Below are 23,792 nucleotides of genomic sequence, written 5' to 3' on the forward strand. Positions count from 1 at the left end.
TAACCTTCCGGATTGATTCAAGCGCTTCTAAACGGAACCGGATAAATTATCATTTTGTTAATTAGAAACTTAAAATTCAGCAACCTTCATATTTCATTTAAAAATCCGTACCTTTGCGGCTTCAATAAAATTACCGATGCAAAGTATCAGAAATATCGCGATTATCGCGCACGTTGACCACGGCAAAACCACGCTCGTCGACAAAATTATTCATGCCTCTAAAATATTTGACGCACACCAGCAATTCGACGACCTGATTCTGGATAATAACGATCTGGAACGTGAACGTGGTATTACCATTGTTTCGAAAAACGTGTCGGTGCGTTACAAAGATGTAAAAATCAACATTATCGATACTCCGGGTCACGCCGACTTTGGCGGGGAAGTAGAACGTGTTTTAAAGATGGCCGACGGCGTATTGCTGTTGGTGGATGCTTTTGAAGGCGCCATGCCCCAAACCCGTTTTGTATTGAGCAAGGCTATTCAGTTGGGTTTAAAACCGATTGTGGTAGTAAATAAGGTAGATAAAGAAAACTGTCGCCCCGACGAAGTACACGAACAGGTATTTGATTTAATGTTTAACCTGGATGCTACCGAAGACCAGTTAGACTTTGTAACCCTGTACGGTTCTTCGAAACAAGGCTGGATGAGCCGCGACTGGAAAGAAAAAACCAACGACATCACGCCGCTGCTGGATGCGATTATTGAAGTAATTCCGCCGGCTCCTACCCGCGAAGGTACACCGCAAATGCAAATTACTTCTTTAGATTACTCCTCATTTGTGGGCCGGATTGCTATTGGCCGGGTACACCGCGGTACTTTAAAAGAAGGTGCGAACATGAGCTTATGCAAGCGCGATGGCAGCATTAAAAAGGTAAAAATTAAAGAATTACACGTTTTCGAAGGTTTAGGCAAAGTAAAAGTAGAGTCGGTTTCGTCCGGCGAAATTTGCGCCGTAACCGGTATCGAAGGCTTTGATATTGGCGATACCTTAGCCGATTTTGAAAATCCGGAACCACTAGAGCGGATTTCCATCGACGAGCCAACCATGAACATGTTGTTTACCATTAACAACTCCCCGTTCTTTGGGAAAGAAGGTAAATTTGTTACCTCTCGTCACTTGCGCGACCGTTTATTTAAAGAAACGGAGAAGAACCTGGCTTTACGGGTAGAAGAAACCGATAAAGAAGATACGTTCCTGGTTTATGGCCGGGGTATTCTGCACTTATCTGTTTTAATTGAAACCATGCGCCGCGAAGGTTACGAATTACAGGTAGGTCAGCCGCAGGTATTATTTAAAGAAATCGACGGACAGCGCCACGAGCCGATTGAACACTTGGTAGTAGACGTGCCGGAAGAAACCTCGGGTAAAGTAATTGAATTGGTAACGCAACGCAAAGGCGAGTTAACCATTATGGAGCCGAAAGGCGACTTGCAGCACCTGGAGTTTAACATTCCGGCGCGGGGTTTAATTGGCTTGCGTAACAACGTATTAACTGCTACGGCTGGTGAGGCGATTATGAACCACCGCTTCCAGAGCTACGAGCCTTACAAAGGTGCTATTCCGGGCCGGATTAACGGTTCTTTGATCGCGATGGAAAATGGACCGGGCACGGCTTATTCTATTGATAAATTACAGGATCGGGGCGTGTTTTTCGTAGAACCCGGCGAAGATGTGTACATGGGCCAGGTAATTGGCGAGCACAGCCGCGGCAACGACTTAACTGTGAACATCCAGAAAGGCAAGCAGCTGACTAACATGCGGGCTTCCGGTTCTGATAACAACGTACGGATTGTACCAAAAATCCAGTTCTCCCTGGAAGAAGCCATGGAATACATCCAGAAAGATGAGTATCTGGAAGTAACACCCAAGAGTATCCGGATGCGGAAAATTTACCTCGACGAAAACGATCGGAAACGGTACGAGCGGAAAGAAGAATAATTTTTAAAAAATAGATTTTAGAAAGGGTGGTGCTGAAAAGTGCCACCCTTTTTATTTTACCAAAAACCTTTGTTGAGTAGCTTTTGATAGGAAGAGCTTTGACTACGGCTTTACTTTAGAGCCGGTTCCCGTCTCCATGCTCAGGTGCTATCTAGTTTGACAAGTAACCTGTTTGCCTCATGGCCGGCGGGCCCCGTTTGGCTCTTCCGCACTTGCTACCCTTCCTTTCCTCGACTCCGTCTGCGGAATTTTGCTGCGCAAAACCGGAACCCTAGCAGGTGCTCCACAGCCAAACTGATGTCGTTTACTTTTAGCGACTGCTACTACCAACTTTCACCAAAATAAAGAACGAAGAAAACAGAACTAGAAAGCTCATTTTTGTTGCTTCTAGTATCTGATGAAGATAGTAAATATAATTTCTACATTTCCCCATCTAAACTATACGAGTCAGAAAAGCAGCGGCTAAGAAAAACTGACAACAGTTTGGCTCAGGAGGGCCTTCTAAGGTTGTGGTTCTGCGCAGCAGAATTCCGAGGAACGAGGAAAGCAAGCTTAGACCAGCCCGAAAGAGCCAAACGAGGCCCGCCGGCCACGAGGCAAACTCAGCCTTTTCATATTAGATGGAACCTGTGTCCGGAGACTTGAAAAGTCTCCAAAGAATTATTTTTTCCAGCTCAGTCCATTTAGGCCAATTACCATAAACGTAAGATTTTTTAAATTTTTCTAATGCCGATAGCCCTGCGTATAGGTTTAATCCGGTGCAACCATTATTTTGCGCAATTCAAACCCCAATTACCTCTTATTTTTCCGCTAAAGTTAAATTCTGGTAAAAACTTCAGAATTGCTTCAAAGTCTTGCGCCACATTTATAAAACTTTAATTGCCTAAAATCTACTTTTACCTTATGATTCCATTTTTTACTCTAATTAAAAAAAATTACCGCTTGTTCTTGCTGCTGCTTGCTGGCCCGGCAATGGCACAGGCGCCTGTGGATGGATCCTTTTTTGTGCGAGGTACCGTGCTGGATGGGCAGAAAGCGCCCGTTCCGTTTAGCAGCGTGGGTTTATACCGATCCGCAGATTCTACTCTGGTAACGGGCATGTCGGCGGATGAAGCTGGTAAATTTGCCTTGACTGCTAAATCTGGGAATTATTATTTAAAAATCAGTATGGTTTCTTACCGCGAGCGGCTGGTGCCGAACGTGCGAGTGGTAGCGCAAGATGTAGACTTGGGTGCTTTAACCATTAAAACCAGCGCCGAAATGCTGCAAGAAGTAGTGGTACAAGGCGAGCGCAGCCAGATGGAGTTAGCCTTGGATAAAAAAGTATTTAACGTAGGCAAAGATTTAGCTAACCAGGGTGGTACGGCCGCTGATATTTTAAACAACGTACCCTCGGTAGCAGTAGACGGCGATGGCAACGTAAGTTTACGAGGCAGTGGCAGCGTCCGGATTTTGATTGATGGCAAACCGTCGGGATTGGTAAGTTTTAAAGGTGGGAGCGGTTTGCAACAGCTTCAAGGCAGCAGCATCGAACGCGTGGAAGTAATCACCAATCCCTCGGCCCGCTACGAAGCCGAAGGCATGGGCGGTATTATTAACATTGTACTGAAGAAAGAACGGCAAGAAGGCATTAACGGCTCTTTTGATCTAATAACCGGTAACCCTGATAATTTCGGGCTGGGTGCCAATGTGAACTACCGGCGCAAAAATTTAAATTTTTTCGTGAATTATACGGCCTCTTACCGCAACGCACCTGGCCGCAGTTCTTTGTACCAAGAGGTGTACCGCAACGATTCTACTTTTATTACCCGCCAGCGTTCCGAAAGTAAATTAAAAGGCTTAAACAACAGCGCCCGGGCAGGGCTGGATTATTTCTTTGATCCGAAGAATGTTTTAACAGCCGCTTATACCTACCGCCTCAGCAAAGGCAAACGTTATTCAGACATTAAATACCTGGATTATCTGTCGAATACCAACAATCTACAAAGCATTACCAACCGGACCCAAGACGAAACCGAAACCGAACCAAACTCGGAATATGCTTTGAGTTACAAAAGAAGTTTTACCCGCGAAGGGCACGAACTGAACGTAGACTTACGCTTTCTGGACAACTGGGAGAAATCAGATCAGTATTACGGGCAAGAAACTTTAAACCCCGATGGCAACCCATCTACGGTACCTTTTATCCTGCAACGATCGCTCAACGACGAAACCGAAAAGCAGTTATTGGCCCAGATTGATTATGTGCAGCCTTTTGGGAAAGACGGAAAGCTGGAAGCCGGCTTGCGCAGCAGTTCCCGCGACATGACCAACAACTTTTCGGTAACCGAACAAATTGCCGATGGCCCTTGGAACCCACTGGATAGTTTAACCAACAACTTTTTGTACGAAGAAAATATCAATGCGCTGTATGGTATTATGGGGAACAAATCGGGAAAGTTTACCTACCAGGCTGGTCTCCGGGCCGAGTGGACCGGCGTAACGACTACCCTTAAAAAAACCAACCAGGTAAACGACCGCAGCTACGCGAACCTGTTCCCGAGCGTGCACCTGACCTACGACTTACCCAAGCAAAATGCCTTGCAATTAAGTTATAGCCGCCGGGTACGCCGCCCGCAGTACAACGATCTAAGCCCGTTTATGACCTTTAGTGATAACCGTAACTTTTTCAGCGGTAATCCCGATTTGAATCCGGAATTTACCGATGCGTACGAATTAGGGCACGTAAAGTACTTCGATAAAGGTTCGTTTAGTTCTTCCATCTACTATCGCTATACCATCGATAAAATTCTGCGCATCCGGCGGGTAGATGAGCAAGGCTATTCCACTACCCTGCCCGAAAACCTGGCGACTGAGGATTCTTACGGGGCCGAGTTTGCTTTGTCGTACACGCCTTTTGATTGGTGGAAAATAGACGGCAGTTTTAACTTTTTCCGGGCAGTAATTGACGGCAAAAATTTAAGTGAAGATTTTCAAAGCGATACCTATAGCTGGTTCATCCGGAAAACGTCGCGGTTTACGCTCTGGAAAAACACCGATTTTCAATTACGCGGTAATTACCAGGCGCCACAACAAATGCCTCAAGGCAAACAAAAAGGTTTAGCCGCTTTAGATTTAGCGTTAAGCCGCGATATTTTAAAAAATAATGGTACCCTTACGCTCAACGTAATTGATGTTTTTAACTCGCGTCGGTTCCGGTCTACTTTTGCGGGGGATAACTTTTATACCGAAAGCAATTCGCAGGGCCGTTTACGGCAAGTTAATCTAACCCTGAACTATCGTTTGCGCCAAGCCAAGAAAGTAACCAAAGGACCTTTAGATAGCGAAAATTAAATTTTTTAAATTTTTACTTTTTTAAAGTGCAAAATTAACCCGGCAGATTTTAAACATCTACCGGGTTTATTTTTGCACTTTAACGCCAGTATCATAAAACTACTTAGATTGATTACTATGCAAAATAGCTTTTGCTAATTCCATTTCTTCCGGCAAAATCGTATGCGGCCGCCGCGGATAAATTTTAGAAGTTATCAGCGCCCCTTTTTCTTCAATAATTTTTATCGTTTCGTTTACGCGGCTCACGGGTACGTGCGGGTCGGGGTCGCCGGTGGTTATTAATACCGGGGTACCGGCAAAATCGCCGGCATAGCGGCTGGTATTTACCTGTTGCCCGATTAAGCCGCCCGTAAAAATGAGTAATCCGCCGTAGCGTTGCGCATGGCGCGTGGCAAATTCGGCGGTTAGGCAAGCTCCCTGCGAAAAACCCAGCAAATACACGTTTTCACTGCTTACCCCCTGGTTTACAATACTAGTCAGCAGTTCTTGTAATATTTCTAAAGCCGAATCTAAAGCGGGTTGATTTTGCTCCTCCGGGGCCATAAAGCTGTACGGGTACCAACTGTTGTTCGTAGCCTGTGGCGCAAAAAGCGAAAACGCATCTACTTCCAGGTAATCTTTTAAAGATAAGATGCTTTCGGCCGAAGCCCCGCGGCCATGAATAAAAATAATGGCTTTCCCAGTTTCAATTAAAGGTTTACCGGCACTAACTATTCTTTTTTGGTGGGTATACATATCTTTAAATTTTTTATAGCTGACCGAAAATAACAGCTTAACTCCAGTATAGATATTTTTTAAATTTTTACCTAGTCTACACCTTTGTTTTAAACCATCTTTTTGGGCATTACCAATTTTAGTTCCTTATGCATTAAAATAAATTTAAATTTTATTTGGATTGATTCTAAATTACTAGTTGCTTTGCATCAGTTTAGAATTAATCTTAATAAACTCACTGCTATACTCCATGGGTCACGCGTATCTTTCTAAAAAGTCTCTTCGATTAGGCGCATTTGTTCTTCTTCTTTCTTCTTTTAATTTTTCTCCTGCTGTTGCCCAAGATTTTGCCCTTGCAAGTGAAAACATAGCTACCGGTTCTGTTAAAGGAATTGTTCGTTCTACGGATGGCAACCCTGTTGGCTTTGTAAACGTGTTTATTAAAGGCACCAACAAAGGAGCTGTTTCGTCCGAAGATGGAAAGTTTCACATTAAGAATTTAAAAGAAGGCGAATACACCTTAGTAGCAACTTTTATTGGTTTAGAGGCGCAGGAAATTCGAATTGCCGTTACCACCAACGAGACCAGTTCCGTGGAGTTTACATTACCTAAAAGCTCGCAGCAATTAAACGAGGTAATGGTAACTGCTACCCGAAGCAAAAACAAAACTCCCGTTACAGTGGGCAAAATTGCCATTGCTCCCTTGGACTTACCCCAAAGTGTTACCATTGTAAACAGCCAGGTAATTGCCGACCAGCAAGCTTCTAAGTTAAGTGAAGTAATCCGGAACGTAAACGGCGTTAGTTTGGGTACTACCCGCGGCACCACTTCCGAAACGTTCTTTGCCCGGGGTTATAACTTAGGCGCTAACAACATCATGAAAAACGGGGCCCGCGTAAATACCGGCGCTATTCCGGAAGCCAGCACCCTGGAAAAAGTAGAAGTTCTAAAAGGCAGCGCGGCTTTGCTGTACGGTAACGTAAGCGGCGGCGCGGTGATAAACATGGTTACCAAACAACCAAAATTTGAATACGGCGGCGAAGTTTCGCTGCGGGCCGGCAGCTATAACCTCTGGAAGCCCATTGCCGACGTATACGGCCCGATCTCTAAAAACTTAGCCTTCCGGGTTATTGGTACCTACGAAAGCGCTGAGAGCTATCGCAAGAGCGTAGAATCTAAAAGATTATACGTAAATCCTTCTTTACTTTATAAACTAGGCGCTAAAACCGAAATTTTAGTGCAAGGCGACTACTTAAAAGCCGATTTAACTCCGGATTTTGGTATTGGCTCTTTAGATGGTAGAATTCCTACTTCTATTTCCCGGTCCAGCTATTTTAATACCCCCTGGGCTTATAACGAAATGGAGCAACGTACTACTTCTGTAAATATCAACCACAAACTTAGCAACGCCTGGAAACTAAGCGTTATGGGTTCCAATCAAACCTTCGACCGCGATTATTTCTCTACCGAACGTATCCAGGCCAATGCTAAAGGAGATTGGGGCCGTAAATTAACCCGGTCTAAAACTGCCGAAGATTACTATACCGGCCAAGTTAACTTAACCGGTAGCTTTAACACCGGCGCTATAGAGCACAAATTATTAGTAGGTACTGATGCTGAAAGATACTTAAATACTTCGAACGCCTTTAACATAGCTTCTTTGGGCAAAGGCGGCGTGTATGACACCATCAATCTTTTAAATCCAACTAAATTTGTTGCCCGCACCGATGAACCACTAGCTACCAACACTACCCGCACCGAAGCACCTACTTACCGTTTTGGGGCTTATGTTCAGGATTTAATTGAAATTTCAGAAAAATTTAAAGTTTTAGCTGGTTTGCGGTGGTCGTACCAAAAAACAGTGGCCGCTAAAACCTACGACGTAGCTACGGATGCCCAAACGCCTAACCCAACAGTCACAGACCGCTACGACCGGGCTTTTTCGCCGCGGGTAGGCCTTGTTTACCAACCAGTTGCTAATACGGCCTTATTCGCCAGCTACTCCAACAACTTTACGCCTAATACCGGCCGGGATGTTTTCAATCAAAACCTGGCTCCTTCTATCATCGACCAATACGAGGTGGGTATTAAGAATGACTTTTTCAACGATAAATTATCAGCGAATTTTACTTTGTACCGCATTATTAATAACAACCTGGCTCAGCAAGCGCAATTTCTGGCCGATGGCGTTACGGTAAACACCGATACAAATATCAAAGAATTAACTGGTCAAACTACCAGCGATGGGGCTGAACTGGATTTAAGCGGTAATATTACCCAAGGTTTAAACTTTTTAGCAGGCTATAGCTACAACTTTATGCGCTATACTAAAACTTCGGGCTTAACTGGTAGCTACATCGAAGGCGAACGGTTGGTAAGTAACCCGGCACACACCGCTAATGCCACGTTGTTCTATACCCTTCAGAATACAGCTTTAAAAGGGTTAAAAGTAGGTGTATCCGGGTTTTATACTGGTAAGCGTAATGCTGGCTGGAACAACACCGTAGGCTACCCCGAAGCTAATGGTTTACCAGCAGGTTACAGCCGCCTGATTCCGGTAGATGGTTTTACTACTTTGGATGTAAGCCTAGGTTACCAAATCAAGCAGTTCTCTATTTTGGGTAAGATATCCAACATTACCAACGAACTCAACTATTATGTACACGAGAACTACAGCGTGAATCCGATACCACCACGCCAGTTTGTAACAACTGTATCGTTCCGGTTTTAATTAAATTTTAAAAATTTTAAAACAGCCAAGCCTACTAGTGTTAGTAGGCTTGGCTGTTTCGCTGACATTATAACAAACTTAAACAAATGAAAAACTTCTTTCGGTCTATCCACTTATACCTGAGCCTGGCCTGCGGACTGGTTATTGGCTTAGTTTGCTTTACGGGAGCAGCTATGGTTTTTGAGAAAGAAATGATGCAAGCCATTTACCCGGACCGTTATAAAGTAACTCCCGGCACCCAGCGCGTACCCCTCGAACAATTACTGGCCAATTTTAACCAGGCAAAACCGGGTGTAAAAGTAGCCGGCGTAAAAGTTTACAGCGACCCTGCCCGTACCGTAGAACTAAGCTACTCCGATGAAAAACCCGGCAACAAAGAAGCGGGTAAAGGGGAACACAAAGGCCGGGAAAACAAAGAGCAAAAAGCGAAAGCAGCAGGCAAAGAAGGTAATGAAAAAGCCGGTAAAGGTGAAAAGGGCGGTCATGGTAAAGGTGGTAAAGGCGGTGGCGGTCGGCCCGGCAATGTGGCTTTCATGAACCCCTACACCGGAGAGTTAATTGCTACCTCTACGCAAAAAAATGCTTTTTTCCGGAATATGTTTGAGTTGCACCGTTGGCTGTTAGTACAAGAACCCGGTAAACTGATTGTGGGCGTAAGCACCGTGGTGTTTTTGTTTATTTTAATTACCGGTATTATTTTGTGGTGGCCCAAAAACAAAAAAATTCTGAAGCAACGCCTCACCTTAAAGTGGAACGCCGGCTGGAAACGCATCAACCACGATTGGCACATTGTTATTGGTTTTTATACCGCTATCTTTTTATTTGTATTTGCTTTTACTGGTTTGGCCTGGTCGTTTGAGTGGTTTAATGATGGTATTTATACGCTCACTAACTCTACTAAAGAACAACCCGACCCCCCCATTTCGCAGGTACAGGAAGGAGCCAAAACCATTTCGTTTGATCAGGCTTTTGTCACTGCCCAGCAACAAATACCTAATGCCGAGTTTTACCAGTTGAGCAGTCCGCGCGAAGCAGAAGCTGCCTTTACAGTTATGGTGATGCCGGCCGATGCGGCCCACGAGCGCGCCACCAGTCAGTTGTTTTTGGATCAGTACTCCGGTAACAAACTAGGGCAGGTAGCATTTGAGGATAAAAACTTAGGACAACGAGTGCGAAGCACTTTTTACCCGGTACACGTGGGTTCCATTGCCGGTTTACCCGGCCGCATCATTGCTTTTATTTCCTGCTTAGCGGGCTTTACCTTCCCAATTACGGGGGTTATATTATGGATTAACCGGCTACGGAAAGAAAAGAAGAAAACTAAAAAGAAAGCCTTAGCCCAAGCGAGATAATAGTTCGTTTTAACATAAACAAAAAATCCAGCTAGTGTAAACCGGCTGGATTTTTTGTTTAATTGGATCGATAAGCAATTCCGAAAAATTTAAAAATTTACTTCCCAAATTGTTGCTAGTAGCTGCTTACCAATAAGAAGCTGTATAGCCTTTATAAAACTAGAGGCAACTAAAACTAGAGCCAACCTTCGCCTTTGGGGGTGTCTCCACCACCAAAACGGGATAGCTCCACAAAATACTACTCGCTTTCAGTTAGTACCTTTAATTTCTAAATTTTTGAATGCGAAACAGATTCTAAAAACACCCTTAACAAAAGCAAAAAATTAAAAAATATTACACTTTAGGATTTCGGCTGCCCCAGTAAATAGCCCCTCCTATGTTGTCGTGCGGCGCTCCGGTTACGCTGCTTAAACAGTTTGGTTCCTGGCGCCACCGAAGTACTCCCAAAAAAGCAAAAATTAAAGCCTCCTTAAAACTTACCAATTCTGGATCCGGCACTACCACCGTAAAATCCGGGCCTAATGCTTTTTGAATCAGCTCGATTAAATAAATGTTAAATGCGCCCCCACCCGTAGCTAAAACCCGGCGCGAACCAGTTTCGGGTAAAACCTTTTTAATACTAGCGGCAACATGATAGGCAATGTGGTGGGTGGCCGTTTGTAACTTATCTGGTACAGAACAATCCGCGGCCAGTAAATAATGTAACGTGTTTGCGTCTACCCATTCTTTACCCAACGATTTGGGATAAGGCGCCTTAAAATAAGCCGAACTATTTAACTGGTTTAACAAAGCGGTTTGTACTTTTCCCTGGCGGGCTAAGCGGCCATCTTCATCAAAAGGTAAGTTAATCTGGCTGGCCAAGGCGTTTAATAACATGTTACAGGCACCCGTATCAAAGGCAATGCGCCCCGTGGCACCAGGTACCGATATGTTGGCAATCCCGCCTAGGTTTAAGCAACAATCATAATCGCTAAACAGGAGCTGGTCGCCAATAGGAACCAGGGGCGCTCCTTGCCCCCCCAAGGCAATATCGAGCGTCCGGAAATCGCAGACTACGGGTAGTTGGGCAGCGGCCGCCAGGTAAGCGCCATGCCCTAATTGATGCGTAATGTGCTGATCGGGTTGATGAAAAATGGTATGCCCATGCGAGGCAATAAAGTCGGGGGTTAACCCGTTTTTAGTAACGAACTCCCTTACTGCGTGCCCCAAATACGTTCCGTACTGGTGATCAGCCAAAATAAATTTTTCGGCAGAAACGTCCATCAGAGCATTTAAACGCTGTTTCCAAAAAAAAGTATATGGTAAAGTAGCAGTATAATATATTTTATATATCCAATTTTGATTTTTTTTCGTAAATATGCAGTATGCTAAGTCGACTCCATCCAGAGAGGTGCCCGACATGAGCCCAATAACATGGTAAGTATTCATACGTTAAAGGTAGCCTTTTTTTGTAAATACGAAACGTATTATGGCGCTCGTGTTCATTGCACTTGAATCCCATTGATGTGTAAAATTGTGTGTTGTATGTAGGAACTTGTTTTAATTTTTTAATCATGAGTATGAGAAATTTATTGTCGAGAGTGGAGTCTAAAAAAATAGACAAAGCCGCCTCGATGCTCAAGGTGTTAGCTCATCCGAAGCGCCTTGCGATAGTTGATCTTTTAGGGAAAGAGGAGAAAATGACGGTTACGGAAATTTATAAATATTTAGATTTACCGCAGGCCATTGCTTCTCAGCACTTAATTACTTTAAAAGATAAAGGCGTTTTGTCTTCGTTTAAAGTAGGCACTAAAATCTATTACTCGCTGTCTATTCCGAAGCTGATTGATGTTATTGATTGCCTGGAAGAATGCTGCACCGATATTTAGTTAAACTACTAGCTTAAAATAAAAAAGGATTGCGTAATGCAATCCTTTTTTATTTTATTCAAATCGGTTTTTACTTACCGGACCCGGGCTACTTCTTTAAAAAAAGATTGCCCCCATAAATAAGCCAGTAACGGAAAAACAATAAACGATAATTTATTATAGCTAAACGCGGCGCTAAAATCAAAATGAATGAGGTGCATAATGGCCCGGGCCATACCACAACCATAACACGCCTTATTTAACAATAGCTTGCTTAAACAAAGCGATGTACCGGTATCAAACTGGTCGGCAGGCAAAAGCAACAAGACAACCGGCACCACTATATAACCCGCGATTTTAACGTACCTTAACATTCTAGATAAAATTAAAGATCATTAATCTTCTCGGAATAATCGCCATCCTTCGGTTTTAAATCACCCATTAAAATCCGGATAAGATCGATCAGGGCCCAGATACCGCAACCACCTAAAGTTAATAACTGGGCAATACCAATACCCGTATAGCCTAAATAAAAACGGTGAATACCCAGCGCACCCACAAAAAACGCCAAGATAGCCGCAATTAACTGGCTTTTTCCGCTTTCAGCAGCGGCGGCAGGTTCTGCTGCTTTTTCTTTTTTCTCGGCCGCTTTAACTATTGCTTTAACTTCTTTTTTAACTTTTAGAGCTGCTTTTAATTGGGCTGCTTTGGTTATTTTTTCGCCGGTGTAGGTTTTAAGAGGCTGCGCTTTAGCTTTGGTAGCCGTAATTACGCGGCTGGTAGAAGCCGTTAAGGCTGTTTCTTCTTTAACTGGTTTCTCCGGAGTTGGCTGAGCTAGCAATTCGTCAGCGGTTACTACATTTTCGCTGTTTTCAGTTGCCGGAGTTACCGGCACCGTTTTTTTATAGTGACTGCCGTAAGGATCGCCTACTTTAGGAAAATAATACGTTTCGCGGGCACAAGCAGATAATAACAGAACCGCAATTAGGTTGATGAATAAAAATCTCAATTTCATAGGATAGGATAGAATTAATCTGGTTTAAATGTTTAATTTTTAAAAAAATACATAAAGGCATCTGGTGCTTCTGAAAAGAGGCCTTAAAAAGTACTATAAAAAAGGTTAGATTAGGTTGTGCAAACAGTAACCGATTCAAGAATTACGGTGTTACTGGTTAAAATAGAAGAAGCGTCGGGTTTGGTATAGTTAGGGCTGTTACATAGGCAGTTACTTTATTTTATTAGGTTTTCTTCAAATATATAAATTTCTTACAATGTGCATTATACAAATTAAAATTTAAACTTTTCTGAGTTAAAATTTTTAAAAACAAGGTATACCTTAACCTTTAAGGTAGGTTTTAGATAAAAAACTAATAGCTACTAACCAATCTATCAAACCACGTAAATAGAGTTACTCCACCAATTTGTTTAAGTATTTTACTTTTACAGGTGTAAAACTAGTTGCAACGGCTCCTTAAAACAATACGAGTAAGTACGTAGCTTTTTTTAAAAATAAAGATGCGGGCAGGTAAATAGATGTGTCTGAATACAATTACTTTTTCAACTTCCTATAAAACAAAAGCGGCCTGGTTCATTCAGGCCGCTTTTGTTTTATAGGTAACTTTATTATACTTAGTGCTGACTCTGATCAGCGGGTTGTTTTTCTAAATCAAATAAATCGTTTAATACATCAATTAATGTTTCGGCTTCGCCACGTTTACAGGCAGCTTTTAATTGCAACACCGGCAGCTTTATAATCTTCTGCATCATTGATTTTGTAATTTCATCTACGCGACGGCTTTCTTCGGGGCTAAGCTTTTTTAAATGGCGCGCCATTTCTTCTTGCCGGATAGATTCTAAAGCATTTTTTAATTTATGAATGGTTGGCGAAACCATCATTTCTTTCGACCAGTCATTAAATTGCTCAATCGATTCGGCAATAATTTCCCGCACTTTCGGAATAGCAGCTAAACGTAATTCCAATGCTTTGGATGCCTTATTCTGAATGGTATCGATGTTGTATACCAACACACCAGGAATATTTTCTACTTCGGCTTCGATGCTCCGGGGTACCGCTAAATCAATAAAAAACTTATAGGATAACACATTTAAGCGTTTTACCATTTCGGTGGTAAAAAACGGCAAGTCGCGGGAGATAGAAGAAATAATAACATCGGCCTCTTTCAAACCTTGTACAATATCTTCGAAGGGCAATACCGGTAACTGACATTCATCGGCTAACAAGCGGGCTTTTGCCTCGGTGCGATTGGTAATAGTTATATCGGTAAAGGAAGGCGATTCTTTTAAATTCCGGCAAACATCCGCACCAATTTCGCCTAAACCTACCACCAGTATTTTAGGATTAGCAATATCGGCGGTTAATTCTTCTACTAACTCAATAGCGGCGTACGAAGTAGAAGCAGCCCCATCGCGGAAAGAAGTTTCCTGCACGACGCGCTTGTTGGTAAAGAAAATGGTATGCAACAACCGGTGCAAGAATGGCCCGGCGGTACCTTTATCGGCCGACCATTGGTAGGCCTGCTTTACCTGATTAGAAATTTGAATATCGCCGACTACCTGGGCATCCAAGCCCATAGCCACCTCAAAGAGATGTTGTACGGCATCGGCATGGCTATTAATGATAGTAAAGTAATCGAGGTATTGAGCTATGTTGGTCATGCCTTTGGTAACACCTAAAAGCTTGACAATTTCGGCACTGTAATCCGAGTCAGCAGTGTAATAAATCTCGGTACGGTTACAGGTAGATAAAATGAGCAGATCAGAAGCCTGAATGTAGTCTTTCAGGGTTTCCAGGAATTGCTTACAAGAATTCTCGTCTAAAGCAATCAGCTCGCGGATATCCAACGGTGCCTTTTTATACGATAACGTTACTGCTTTAAAGTTTTGAAGCATAATGGAGGTAAGAACTAGCGCGCAAAATTACATTACGGTTTATAAAAATAAAAACGATGTGTTCAAAAACCCAGTTTATTTATAACGATTTTAAATTGTAACGTTATTACAGGTACTAACCGTTGCCTTGGGTAAATATTTTTTTTATTAGCAGGCATCTGTTTTTCTGGTAACTTTCGTTTATAAATCGCCCCTGCTTTATTGTTAGTTATTAGCTAATTATAAAGGAGGCTGAAATATCAACAAATAATGCTGCCAATTTATTCCAAAAAAACCAGATTAAAATTAGTAATCGTTGTAATTGCCTTACTGATAGGGGCAATTTCGGTAATTTACAGCAATATTCTGGTAAGCAAATTATCGGAGCGCGAAAAGCAACTTATTGGCCTGTACGCCAGAGGCTTGCAATTTACCATTGATACCAAATCGGATGAAAACATGGTTTTTATTTATTCCGAAATAATTGAAGCCAATAAAACCATACCGGTAATTTTAACCGATGCCCAGTTAAATGTGCAATCATCGCGGAATATACCATTTTCTAAAAATATTACCGAAGAACGCAAACAAGAATTGCTGCGCCGCGAGCTCCAGATTATGAAAGAGCAACACAGCCCTATTCCGGTAGACTATGGCGGTAATACCAAAAGCTATATTTTTTACAAAGATTCGGTGGTTCTTTCGCAGTTGCGCTATTATCCGTACGTGCAACTCACGGTAATTGCGTGTTTTTCTTTAATGGCTTATTTTGCTTTTAGTTACTCGCGCAAAGCCGAGCAAAACCGGGTTTGGGTTGGTTTGGCCAAAGAAACCGCGCACCAGCTAGGCACTCCCCTTTCTTCGTTAATGGCCTGGTACGAATATTTAAAAGCCAGCCCTACTTTTCAGAACGAGCCTATTGTGGAAGAATTAGGGAAAGACGTGCGCCGACTGGAAATTATAACGGAACGGTTCAGTAACATTGGCTCAGTGCCCGCTTTAAAAGACGAGAATATTTTACGGGTAACCGAAAATGCTATTAGTTATTTAAAAAACCGCGTTTCTAAAAAAGTAGATTTTACCGTCAGCGCCGATTTCCCGGCCGATACCCCGGCAAAAGTAAATATTCCGTTATTTGAATGGGTAATAGAAAATATTTGTAAAAACGCCATTGATGCCATGGAGGGCAAAGGCAGCATTGACGTGCGGTTATCTTTTGCTGGTAAAAATAAAAGCAACGTAGCCATTGATATTAAAGACACCGGCAAGGGTATTCCCAAAAGTAAGCTAAAAGATGTTTTTTTACCGGGCTATACTACCAAAAAACGCGGCTGGGGTTTGGGCTTGGCTTTAGCGAAGCGTATCATCGAAAACTACCACCAGGGCCGGTTGTACGTAAAGTGGTCGGAATTAGGCAAAGGCACCATGTTCCGGGTAATGCTAAACCGCTAACCCGGTGCTACGTGTAATACGTTTTAGTTACAATTTTACGGATTACAACATCTAACTCGCCGGCAGTTTGTTCCAGAAAATGCAATACTTGTTGGTTTTGCGGGCCAAAATCATCTTTGTTCAGGCATTTAAGTAAACCTAAAATATTGGCCACCGGGCGCCGTACCTCGTGCGACTGCGAAAAAGCAATTTCGCGCAGTTGTTCGTTTTGTTGTTTAATCTTTAGCTCATGCTCTTTGCCCCGCTGAATGTCTTGCAGGGCGCCAATCATCCGGATAGGTACCCCCGTTTCAGAATAAACAATATAGGCCCGTTCAAAAACGTACTTATAGGTATTATTGCGGCATAAAAAACGGTACTCGGCACTCCAGTTTATTTGTTTATCCCCGAGGGCTTGGTTTAAGCTATTTACAACAAGTTCTTTTTCTTCCGGATGAATGCGATCAGCCCACCAATCTAAGGTACTTTCTACTTCGTGCAATGAATAGCCAAACATCTTATAAAAAGCTTCGTACCAGTGCACCATATTTTGCTCAATGTTCCAGTCATAAAGAGCGTCGTTGGTAGCTTTTGCTGCCAACTGAAACCGTTCGTTCATTCGGAGGGTTTCGCTTTCGAAAAATTTAAGATTATTAATACTAGCCGCGTTTAGCACCACCCCGATTATCTCGCCATCTTCCCCAAAAACAGGAAAGTAGGTCATCCAGTACCACTCTACAGTGCCATTCACCCAAATTTTCCGTTCTATTTCAACCGGTTTGCCTTCCAGTGCTTTCTGAAAAGAATCAGTAATTGCCTGAGCATTGGAATCAAAACTATACATCCGGATATCATCGCCTTCCTGTAAATCCTGGTTAAACATGCGCTTAACGTTCTGGCGGGCCCATTCGTTAAAACTAATCACGCGCATATCGGGGTCCAGAAAAAAGAAAGCCGATACGGTGCTCTGCAAAATAGCCCGTAGTTGTTGCTCCGATTTTTTAATTTTTTCATCGGCCAGCTTATTTTCGGTAATATCCCGAAACGACAAAGATACACCCTCACCATCGGGATAAACGTTTACTTCGAACCAAACTTTACGCCCCGGACAGAACACATCGAAAGTAGCCGGCTCTTGGTTGTCTAAAGCTTGTTTTAAATTTTCGCATTTATCGTGGGCATTGGTGCCAGCCAAAAACAAGTCCAGAAAATAAAGGTCCACACTTTCTTTGGGAGTCATGCCCAAAATTTGAGCCATTTTATTGTTACAGGTAGTTATCAACCAACCAGCATCCACACTCACGTAAGCGTCGGCGTGATGTTCAATCATAAAATTGTTCTTCTGAATTTGCTGCAGCATCTGTACTTCTTCAGCTTTTTGCGCGCTTATATCCAAACTGCTACTTAAAAAACCCACTACCTGGCCGGTTGCATCGGTAAGGGCGGTTACTGCGGTACATAGCCAGCCCCAACTTTCATCTTTTCTTTTTATTTTAAGCTCACCCCGCCACACCGGACTACTTGCTCCAGACGGGATGAACGAAAAGTCTAAGGAAATAAAGCGGATATTCTGCCCGATTAATTCGTCGGGGGCGTACTGCGACAGTTCACAGAAATAATCGTTTACTTCTGCTATGTTTCCGTCGGCATCGGTAATCAGCAGGGCCGTTAAGCGAGCAAGGGCGTTTTGGCACAATTCTTTATTCATCTGGCCCGGCAGTTAATTTTTTAAATTTTTAAAATTTCAGATATTAAGTTAGTTGTTCGGCGAGCAAACCAGAACAGAGAAAAATATTTCTTTAAAATCCAACAATTCAGCCAGTTCCTGTAGAGTAATATTTGCTTAACACCAGGAACTATTAAAATAATTCGGTTTAGGTTTATATAAAATTTCAAACGCTTGCTTGTTCGGTATTTTTAAAATTTGGGTATTTACGCGAATGTTAAGTATTTACCCAGTAGGTAGTAAGTAGCTAATAAATGTTGTTTAACAGAAAAGTTGATTACTTTGCTGAAAGGGTGCTTTTTAATAAAAAAAACAAGAGCAGGTAAATAACGGTTAGGTGCCTACCGCCTCGGCAGGCCGGGCCCGCAACGCCGACCAGGTTTCGTTGATGGCAATTTGCGAAACACACTGGAGCCCATGTTGGTCTACTAAACCCCAAACCACTTCTCTTTTTAAATCGCTTTTAATTTTTCCGGTACCTTTTGGGTAGCAGGCCCAAAACAGGCAATCGTAAATACCCGCCACCGACACTGCTTGCAGGCCTTGGCTTAGCTCTTCCTGATTTACCCCAAATACCGTGATAAAATCGTAAGTACCCGTTTTTAACGGATCTGTGTGCGTGTCAAAAGCCACATCGGCCAGCAATTTTAAGAATTCCGTTGGGGCATTTACAATTAATTTTTTCTGGTTAGCAAACAGGCGGAGCTTTTTGAAAATATCAGCAGCAATCATACGGAATAGCCTAAGTAAAAAATTTAAAAATACCATTTAGTTATTTGACAAGATAATAGTTTTACCGCTGCTACCTAAATATTTCGTAATTTTCGCCCATACTTACTTCTTATGAATTTAAAAAATCTTTTCCGTAAAAAAGATATTGCTTCTATTGTGGCGGAATTTGACCGAACAGAAGCTTTACATACCACTGGCGGTTTAGTCCGCAATCTTACCTTACGCGATTTAACATCTTTGGGCATAGCGGCCGTAATTGGGGCCGGTATTTTTAGCACCATTGGCAATGCCAGCGCGGCCGGCGGCCCGGCTGTTTCGCTTTTATTTGTGTTTACGGCTATTGCCTGCGCTTTTTCGGCAATGTGTTACGCGCAGTTTGCTTCTACGGTGCCAGTTTCGGGCAGCGCCTATACCTACGCGTATACTTCTTTTGGGGAGGTAGTAGCCTGGATTATTGGCTGGGATTTATTAATGGAATATTGCATTGGTAATATTGCGGTAGCTATTTCGTGGTCAGATTATTTAACTTCTTTTATAAGCGGCTTTGGTATACATGTTCCTATGTATCTTACCATGGATTACCTGTCGGCGGCCCGAGGACACACGGCGGCCCTAGAGTTACTGGCCCAAGGCAAAACAATAGCCGATGCTACGCCTACCGTGCAAGATGCTTATGCCGCCTGGCAGCAAGCACCCATGCTGGGCTCCCTACGCGTGATTGCCGATATTCCGGCTTTGTTCATTACGATTATTATTACCTACCTGGTTTATGTGGGTATTAAAGAATCAAAGCAAACGGCTAATTTGTTAGTATTGCTTAAGTTACTGGTAATATTAATGGTAATTGTAGTGGGAGCCTTTTACGTGCAACCGGCCAATTGGAGTCCGTTTGCACCTAATGGTATTAGTGGTGTTCTAAAAGGCGTTTCGGCGGTATTTTTTGCTTACATCGGGTTCGATGCCATCTCTACTACCGCCGAAGAATGTAAAGACCCACAGCGCGATTTGCCCAAAGCCATGATCTACGCTTTAATTATCTGTACGCTTTTGTACGTAACTATTACGTTGGTTTTAACCGGTATGGTACCCTACACCGAACTGGGCATTGGCGACCCTTTGGCTTACGTTTTTGAGCGGTTAGATTTAAATATTATTTCGGGCATTGTGGCTTTTAGCGCAGTAGTGGCCATGACCAGCGTATTATTGGTGTTCCAAATCGGGCAGCCCCGTATCTGGATGTCGATGAGCCGTGACGGGCTTTTACCCGGAGCTTTTTCTAAAATTCACCCGAAGTTTAAAACACCTTACTTTGCTACCATTGTATCGGGTATGGCGGTAGGTATTCCGGCTTTGTTTATGAACCTGACCGAAGTTACTGATTTAACCAGTATTGGTACTTTGTTCGCGTTTGTGCTGGTTTGCGGCGGGGTTTTACTCATCGATCAAAACCAGGAGCGGCCCGCCGGTACCAGAGGTTTTCGGGTTCCTTATTACAATTCTAAGTTTGTGCTGCCCGTGCTCTTGTTATTAGGTGTAGTGCTGGCCTTGTATTTTAACCCAACGGGAGTAAAGCAATTTTTTAGTTTAAGCGATGGGACCAATGCAGGTTGGGAAGTTGTGAAACATCGCTTACCGATGTACGGCTTTTTACTGGTTTGCCTGATCTTAGTTTACTACGCCTTCACCAAAAACTTGTCGTTAATTCCGGTGCTGGGCCTGCTCACTAATTTATACCTGATGACGGAATTGGGTATTACCAACTGGAGCCGTTTTTTATTATGGCTGGCTTTGGGCTTAATTATTTACTTTAGCTACAGTTACCGCCACAGTAAGCTACATAAAAAAGCAGTGTCGTAAACGTAAATTTTTAAAAATTCTTTCCGGAAGCAGATTGAAGTAAGACTTAAATTTATACATCGCCGGGTTTTAACTTCAGGCGCGTAGCCTTTTTTTCGGACTGGTGCTTTTTACTTTGCAATCGTTGTTCTTTTATAGCCTTACTGGGTTTTGTGGCTTTGCGAGGCTTTAAGCGGGTAAAAGCTTTTTGTAATAACTCGTAAAACTTTTTAACGCAGGCTTCTTTGTTGGCTAATTGGCTACGCTCGGTTTGGCAGATAATCTGTAGATAACCCTCATTGGTTATCCTGTTGGCTAGTTTTTCTTGCAGCACTGTTTTTTCTTCCGGCGTAAGAAGCGCCGACTCAGCAATGGAAAAACGCAATTCGACTTTAGAAGAAACTTTGTTTACATTTTGCCCACCCGGACCACCGCTGCGCGAAACCTGAAAAATAAATTCCGGATAAAAATCGCGGTGTTTACTGGTTTGTATCATGTACTATAAAAAATGTATGTTCGTAAAAAGTAATTTTTTAAAAAATTTTAGCTGCCAATAACTCTTGCTCCATAAAAACCAGAATTAAACAAAACGCAAAAAACTTAGCCTTACGCGCCGGGCTCAGCAGCCGGTTTTAAGAAAATTTCTGCGGAAAAATCGTTAGAAAATATATGCGTTATTTTATTGCTTTATTGGTACGTTTTTTAAATAATTCAGATAAACCCTTTTTCTTCTTTTGAGTTCTATAAGATAAACCGAGGTTTATTACAGCCTCCGAAGCAACAAAATTTTAAAAATTCAGTTATAAAACAGCTGCTTCTTAGTTTTTAACCAGCATGAGCTTATTTAATTTTTCAATGAGTAAACCTTTTAAAATACCTACCCAAGTAATTTATATTTGCACCGGAAGCAAGTGTAAAAAACAGGGTGGCAAAGAACTATGCAAACTTTTCCGGGATCAGGCAAAAAGCGCTGGTTTAAAGGATACCGTAGAAATTATTAAAACCGATTGTACCGATCGCTGCAAATTTGCGCCGGTACTCAGCTTTCAGCCGCAAAATGTATGGTTGCATAACGTAGCCGAGTACCAGGTTCCGCAACTGTTTAAACAATATCTGCAATCGCCCGCTAACCCGGCGCCGGGTTCCTCTTTGCCCCGCTAAAACAGCCCCTTTAGCCTCGCTTTTTTAAATTCCAGGTCAGGGGTAACCTGTTTTTATTTATACTTTAACTGCCCCAGAAAGATATTTTACCCCGATTAAACTGTTATTACATATTTTTTAGTATATTGAACCTCAGCAGCATACCATTTTATAAAAGTTAATTTACTGCCCCCCCTAACTTTCTAAGGGGTTCGGTTTACTCTAAGTTTAAGTTGTCGGCATTATTGGCAACTAGTGTCCATTACTTTTCAGGTGTTATTAGTAAAGCTAAGTAGTATACTGTTTTTAACCGTATTATTGCTTTAAGTTTTATATTCTGCTTCACTTTTTCCGGTGGTTTTTCGGTGCCCGGTGTACGCTCGCGGTATTTCTGCTAAATACGTTGAGCACGCTTTTACAGCTTTTATTTGTAAAGTACTTATCTTCTGCTTTTATCGATGAAAACTTTAACGAATAAGTATTGGGGTAATCCTGCCTTCGATGAACACCCGGTTTCGGACACTTTTCAGGAATTGCTGCAAAAATGGAAAAGCCAATCGTACGATGATGTCCGGATTAATTACGACGATTTTATTCAGAGTAATCCCCTCTTGCAAACTTTTTTAAATATGGGGGCTTGTGTAACCTGGATTATTGATTTGCGCACGCTCCGGTTCCCCTTTATCAGCAGCAACGTAAAACAACTAGTGGGTTACGATGTTCAGCAGTTTTTGGGGCAAGGCGTGCCTTTTATTTCGCAGATTATGCACCCCCGCGATTTACCTAAAGCTGCTAAACTGGCTAATATTATCTGGGATTTTTTACTGGCTGTACCGCCAGCCCAACGCCAAAACTACAAATTTAACGGCGACTACCGCATTGTAAAGCCCGACGGCAGTGTAGTTCGGGTTCTGGAACAAAATTCCATTTTGCAACTCGACCGGAAAGGAAACATTACCCACCTGCTCGGCGCCGTATCGGATATTACGCACTGGAAAAAAACCGACGATAGTATTGTATCTATTACCTGCACCGAAGATGATACCTGCTTTTTTTGTTCCTCCGACGATGCATACTTAAAGCCTCAGGTAATGTTGAGTAAACGGGAAAAAGAAATTGTACGGCTAATTGCCGAGGGTTACAACAGTAAGTTTATTGCCGATAAGTTATTTATCAGTTTTCACACGGTAAATACCCACCGCCAAAACATAATCGAAAAAACCCATACCAAAAATACCAGCGGCCTGGTTCAGTTTGCGGTTTGCCATGGGCTTATTTAAAAAACAACGGGCATTAGTATGAAAAGCGGACAAGCCTAATTTTAAAAAAAGCAAAATTTTAAAAAATTAAAAAAGGCTGCCCTTTTATGAAAGAACAGCCTTTTTGTTTACTGATAATTTTGCTTAATTATCGTACTTAATTTTTGGTACGGCTTTATCTATTTCGTAACGGCCGGTACCTTCTTCGCCAATAACTTCAAATAATTCTAAGGCACGACGGGCTACGTATTCTTCTTCAATCTGCTCTTGCAAGAACCACTGAATAAACTGGAAAGTCATAAAATCTTTGCTCCGGAAGCAAGCGTCGGCCATGCGATTAAACTGCTGCGTAACGTAAATTTCCTGCTGCAAAGCTTGTTCAAAAACCGTACGGAACGATTCGAAATCCTGCGGAATGTTAACTACTTCCGGCGAAATGGCTTGTCCGCCCATATCGTTCACAAAATTAAACAGCTTTAGCATGTGTTCCCGCTCTTCGCCTGATTGTTTCTGAAAATAGCCGGCGCTGTAATCAAAACCATTACGATTGCACCACGACGACATGGCCAGGTAAACAGCAGAAGAATGGGCTTCTACTTTAATTTGCTCGTTTAAAAGCTGTTCTATTTCTTCGGAAAGTGATGTTCTAAGTCTTAGTAAGTCTTTCATGATATTATAATTTCATAAAAAATTCAGGCACCTTATTAAGTTCCTGACTTAAATTTAACTGAATATTTTAAAAATAGTTTTGCTGCTTACTACTTTTTGCCAAATACAGATTTAATCTAAATAAATTATTGCCTTTTAAGCACTTATAGTCAGCACCATAGCTATTTATTCCATTGTGCCGGCATTTTAAA

18 protein-coding genes are annotated in these 23,792 nt (G+C 42.4%); 9 read left to right on the forward strand and 9 right to left on the reverse strand.

Annotated elements, in window-relative coordinates; all coding sequences use genetic code 11:
• Positions 1-136: 136 nt before the first annotated feature.
• A complete protein-coding gene (gene typA, locus HUW51_RS04145; RefSeq protein WP_185272736.1) occupies positions 137-1,942 on the forward strand; it encodes a translational GTPase TypA in 1,806 nt (601 codons plus the stop codon).
• 903 nt (positions 1,943-2,845) lie between these two features.
• Entirely contained in the window at positions 2,846-5,275 is a 2,430-nt protein-coding gene (locus tag HUW51_RS04150; protein ID WP_185272737.1) for an outer membrane beta-barrel family protein, read from the forward strand.
• 99 nt (positions 5,276-5,374) lie between these two features.
• On the opposite strand, the gene HUW51_RS04155 is transcribed toward HUW51_RS04150, so the two are convergent.
• Positions 5,375-6,010 (reverse strand): alpha/beta hydrolase, encoded by a 636-nt coding sequence (locus HUW51_RS04155; RefSeq protein WP_185272738.1) that lies wholly within the window; start codon positions 6,008-6,010, stop codon positions 5,375-5,377.
• A 229-nt stretch (positions 6,011-6,239) separates the two neighbouring features.
• On the opposite strand from HUW51_RS04155, the gene HUW51_RS04160 reads away from it, so the two are divergent.
• Positions 6,240-8,720 carry a TonB-dependent receptor gene (locus HUW51_RS04160; RefSeq protein WP_185272739.1) on the forward strand — a complete coding sequence of 827 codons (2,481 nt, stop codon included), beginning with the start codon at positions 6,240-6,242 and terminating at the stop codon, positions 8,718-8,720.
• 86 nt (positions 8,721-8,806) lie between these two features.
• A complete protein-coding gene (locus tag HUW51_RS04165; RefSeq protein ID WP_185272740.1) occupies positions 8,807-10,072 on the forward strand; it encodes a PepSY-associated TM helix domain-containing protein in 1,266 nt (421 codons plus the stop codon).
• A 333-nt stretch (positions 10,073-10,405) separates the two neighbouring features.
• Here HUW51_RS04165 and HUW51_RS04170 read toward each other — a convergent pair whose 3' ends face one another.
• Positions 10,406-11,500, reverse strand: a complete 1,095-nt coding sequence (locus HUW51_RS04170; protein ID WP_185272741.1) for an anhydro-N-acetylmuramic acid kinase — start codon at positions 11,498-11,500, stop codon at positions 10,406-10,408.
• Between the two features lie 125 nt (positions 11,501-11,625).
• Between HUW51_RS04170 and HUW51_RS04175 the strand changes: the two genes are divergently transcribed.
• Positions 11,626-11,940, forward strand: a complete 315-nt coding sequence (locus tag HUW51_RS04175) for an ArsR/SmtB family transcription factor (protein ID WP_228466929.1) — start codon at positions 11,626-11,628, stop codon at positions 11,938-11,940.
• A gap of 74 nt (positions 11,941-12,014) precedes the next feature.
• Here HUW51_RS04175 and HUW51_RS04180 read toward each other — a convergent pair whose 3' ends face one another.
• The 3 genes from HUW51_RS04180 to hemA form a co-directional block, all read right to left on the reverse strand.
• Complete coding sequence (locus HUW51_RS04180) at positions 12,015-12,293, reverse strand: DUF2752 domain-containing protein (RefSeq protein ID WP_185272742.1); 279 nt, start codon at positions 12,291-12,293, stop codon at positions 12,015-12,017.
• Positions 12,294-12,304: 11 nt separating this feature from the next.
• Positions 12,305-12,934: a TM2 domain-containing protein gene (locus tag HUW51_RS04185; protein ID WP_185272743.1), complete on the reverse strand. Its 630-nt coding sequence runs from the start codon at positions 12,932-12,934 to the stop codon at positions 12,305-12,307.
• 614 nt (positions 12,935-13,548) lie between these two features.
• Positions 13,549-14,829, reverse strand: a complete 1,281-nt coding sequence (gene hemA / locus HUW51_RS04190; RefSeq protein ID WP_185272744.1) for a glutamyl-tRNA reductase — start codon at positions 14,827-14,829, stop codon at positions 13,549-13,551.
• A 249-nt stretch (positions 14,830-15,078) separates the two neighbouring features.
• Here hemA and HUW51_RS04195 point away from each other — a divergent pair, with 249 nt between their 5' ends.
• Positions 15,079-16,260: a sensor histidine kinase gene (locus HUW51_RS04195; protein WP_185272745.1), complete on the forward strand. Its 1,182-nt coding sequence runs from the start codon at positions 15,079-15,081 to the stop codon at positions 16,258-16,260.
• A gap of 7 nt (positions 16,261-16,267) precedes the next feature.
• On the opposite strand, the gene HUW51_RS04200 is transcribed toward HUW51_RS04195, so the two are convergent.
• Together HUW51_RS04200 and HUW51_RS04205 are read right to left on the reverse strand one after the other, a co-directional pair.
• Complete coding sequence (locus tag HUW51_RS04200; protein ID WP_185272746.1) at positions 16,268-17,947, reverse strand: PAS domain-containing protein; 1,680 nt, start codon at positions 17,945-17,947, stop codon at positions 16,268-16,270.
• Positions 17,948-18,298: 351 nt separating this feature from the next.
• A complete protein-coding gene (locus tag HUW51_RS04205) occupies positions 18,299-18,697 on the reverse strand; it encodes a hypothetical protein (protein WP_185272747.1) in 399 nt (132 codons plus the stop codon).
• Positions 18,698-18,808: 111 nt separating this feature from the next.
• On the opposite strand from HUW51_RS04205, the gene HUW51_RS04210 reads away from it, so the two are divergent.
• Positions 18,809-20,554 carry an amino acid permease gene (locus HUW51_RS04210; protein ID WP_185272748.1) on the forward strand — a complete coding sequence of 582 codons (1,746 nt, stop codon included), beginning with the start codon at positions 18,809-18,811 and terminating at the stop codon, positions 20,552-20,554.
• Between the two features lie 52 nt (positions 20,555-20,606).
• Here HUW51_RS04210 and arfB read toward each other — a convergent pair whose 3' ends face one another.
• Positions 20,607-21,029, reverse strand: coding sequence for an alternative ribosome rescue aminoacyl-tRNA hydrolase ArfB (arfB, locus tag HUW51_RS04215; RefSeq protein ID WP_185272749.1), 423 nt, complete (start codon positions 21,027-21,029; stop codon positions 20,607-20,609).
• Between the two features lie 359 nt (positions 21,030-21,388).
• Between arfB and HUW51_RS04220 the strand changes: the two genes are divergently transcribed.
• Positions 21,389-21,694 (forward strand): (2Fe-2S) ferredoxin domain-containing protein, encoded by a 306-nt coding sequence (locus HUW51_RS04220; protein ID WP_185272750.1) that lies wholly within the window; start codon positions 21,389-21,391, stop codon positions 21,692-21,694.
• 437 nt (positions 21,695-22,131) lie between these two features.
• Positions 22,132-22,953 carry a LuxR C-terminal-related transcriptional regulator gene (locus HUW51_RS04225; RefSeq protein WP_185272751.1) on the forward strand — a complete coding sequence of 274 codons (822 nt, stop codon included), beginning with the start codon at positions 22,132-22,134 and terminating at the stop codon, positions 22,951-22,953.
• Positions 22,954-23,076: 123 nt separating this feature from the next.
• On the opposite strand, the gene HUW51_RS04230 is transcribed toward HUW51_RS04225, so the two are convergent.
• On the reverse strand, positions 23,077-23,601 hold the full coding sequence (locus HUW51_RS04230; protein ID WP_185272752.1) for a ferritin: 525 nt from the start codon (positions 23,599-23,601) through the stop codon (positions 23,077-23,079).
• Positions 23,602-23,792 lie beyond the last annotated feature (191 nt).

The organism is Adhaeribacter swui, from assembly GCF_014217805.1.
Lineage (GTDB): Bacteria > Bacteroidota > Bacteroidia > Cytophagales > Hymenobacteraceae > Adhaeribacter > Adhaeribacter swui.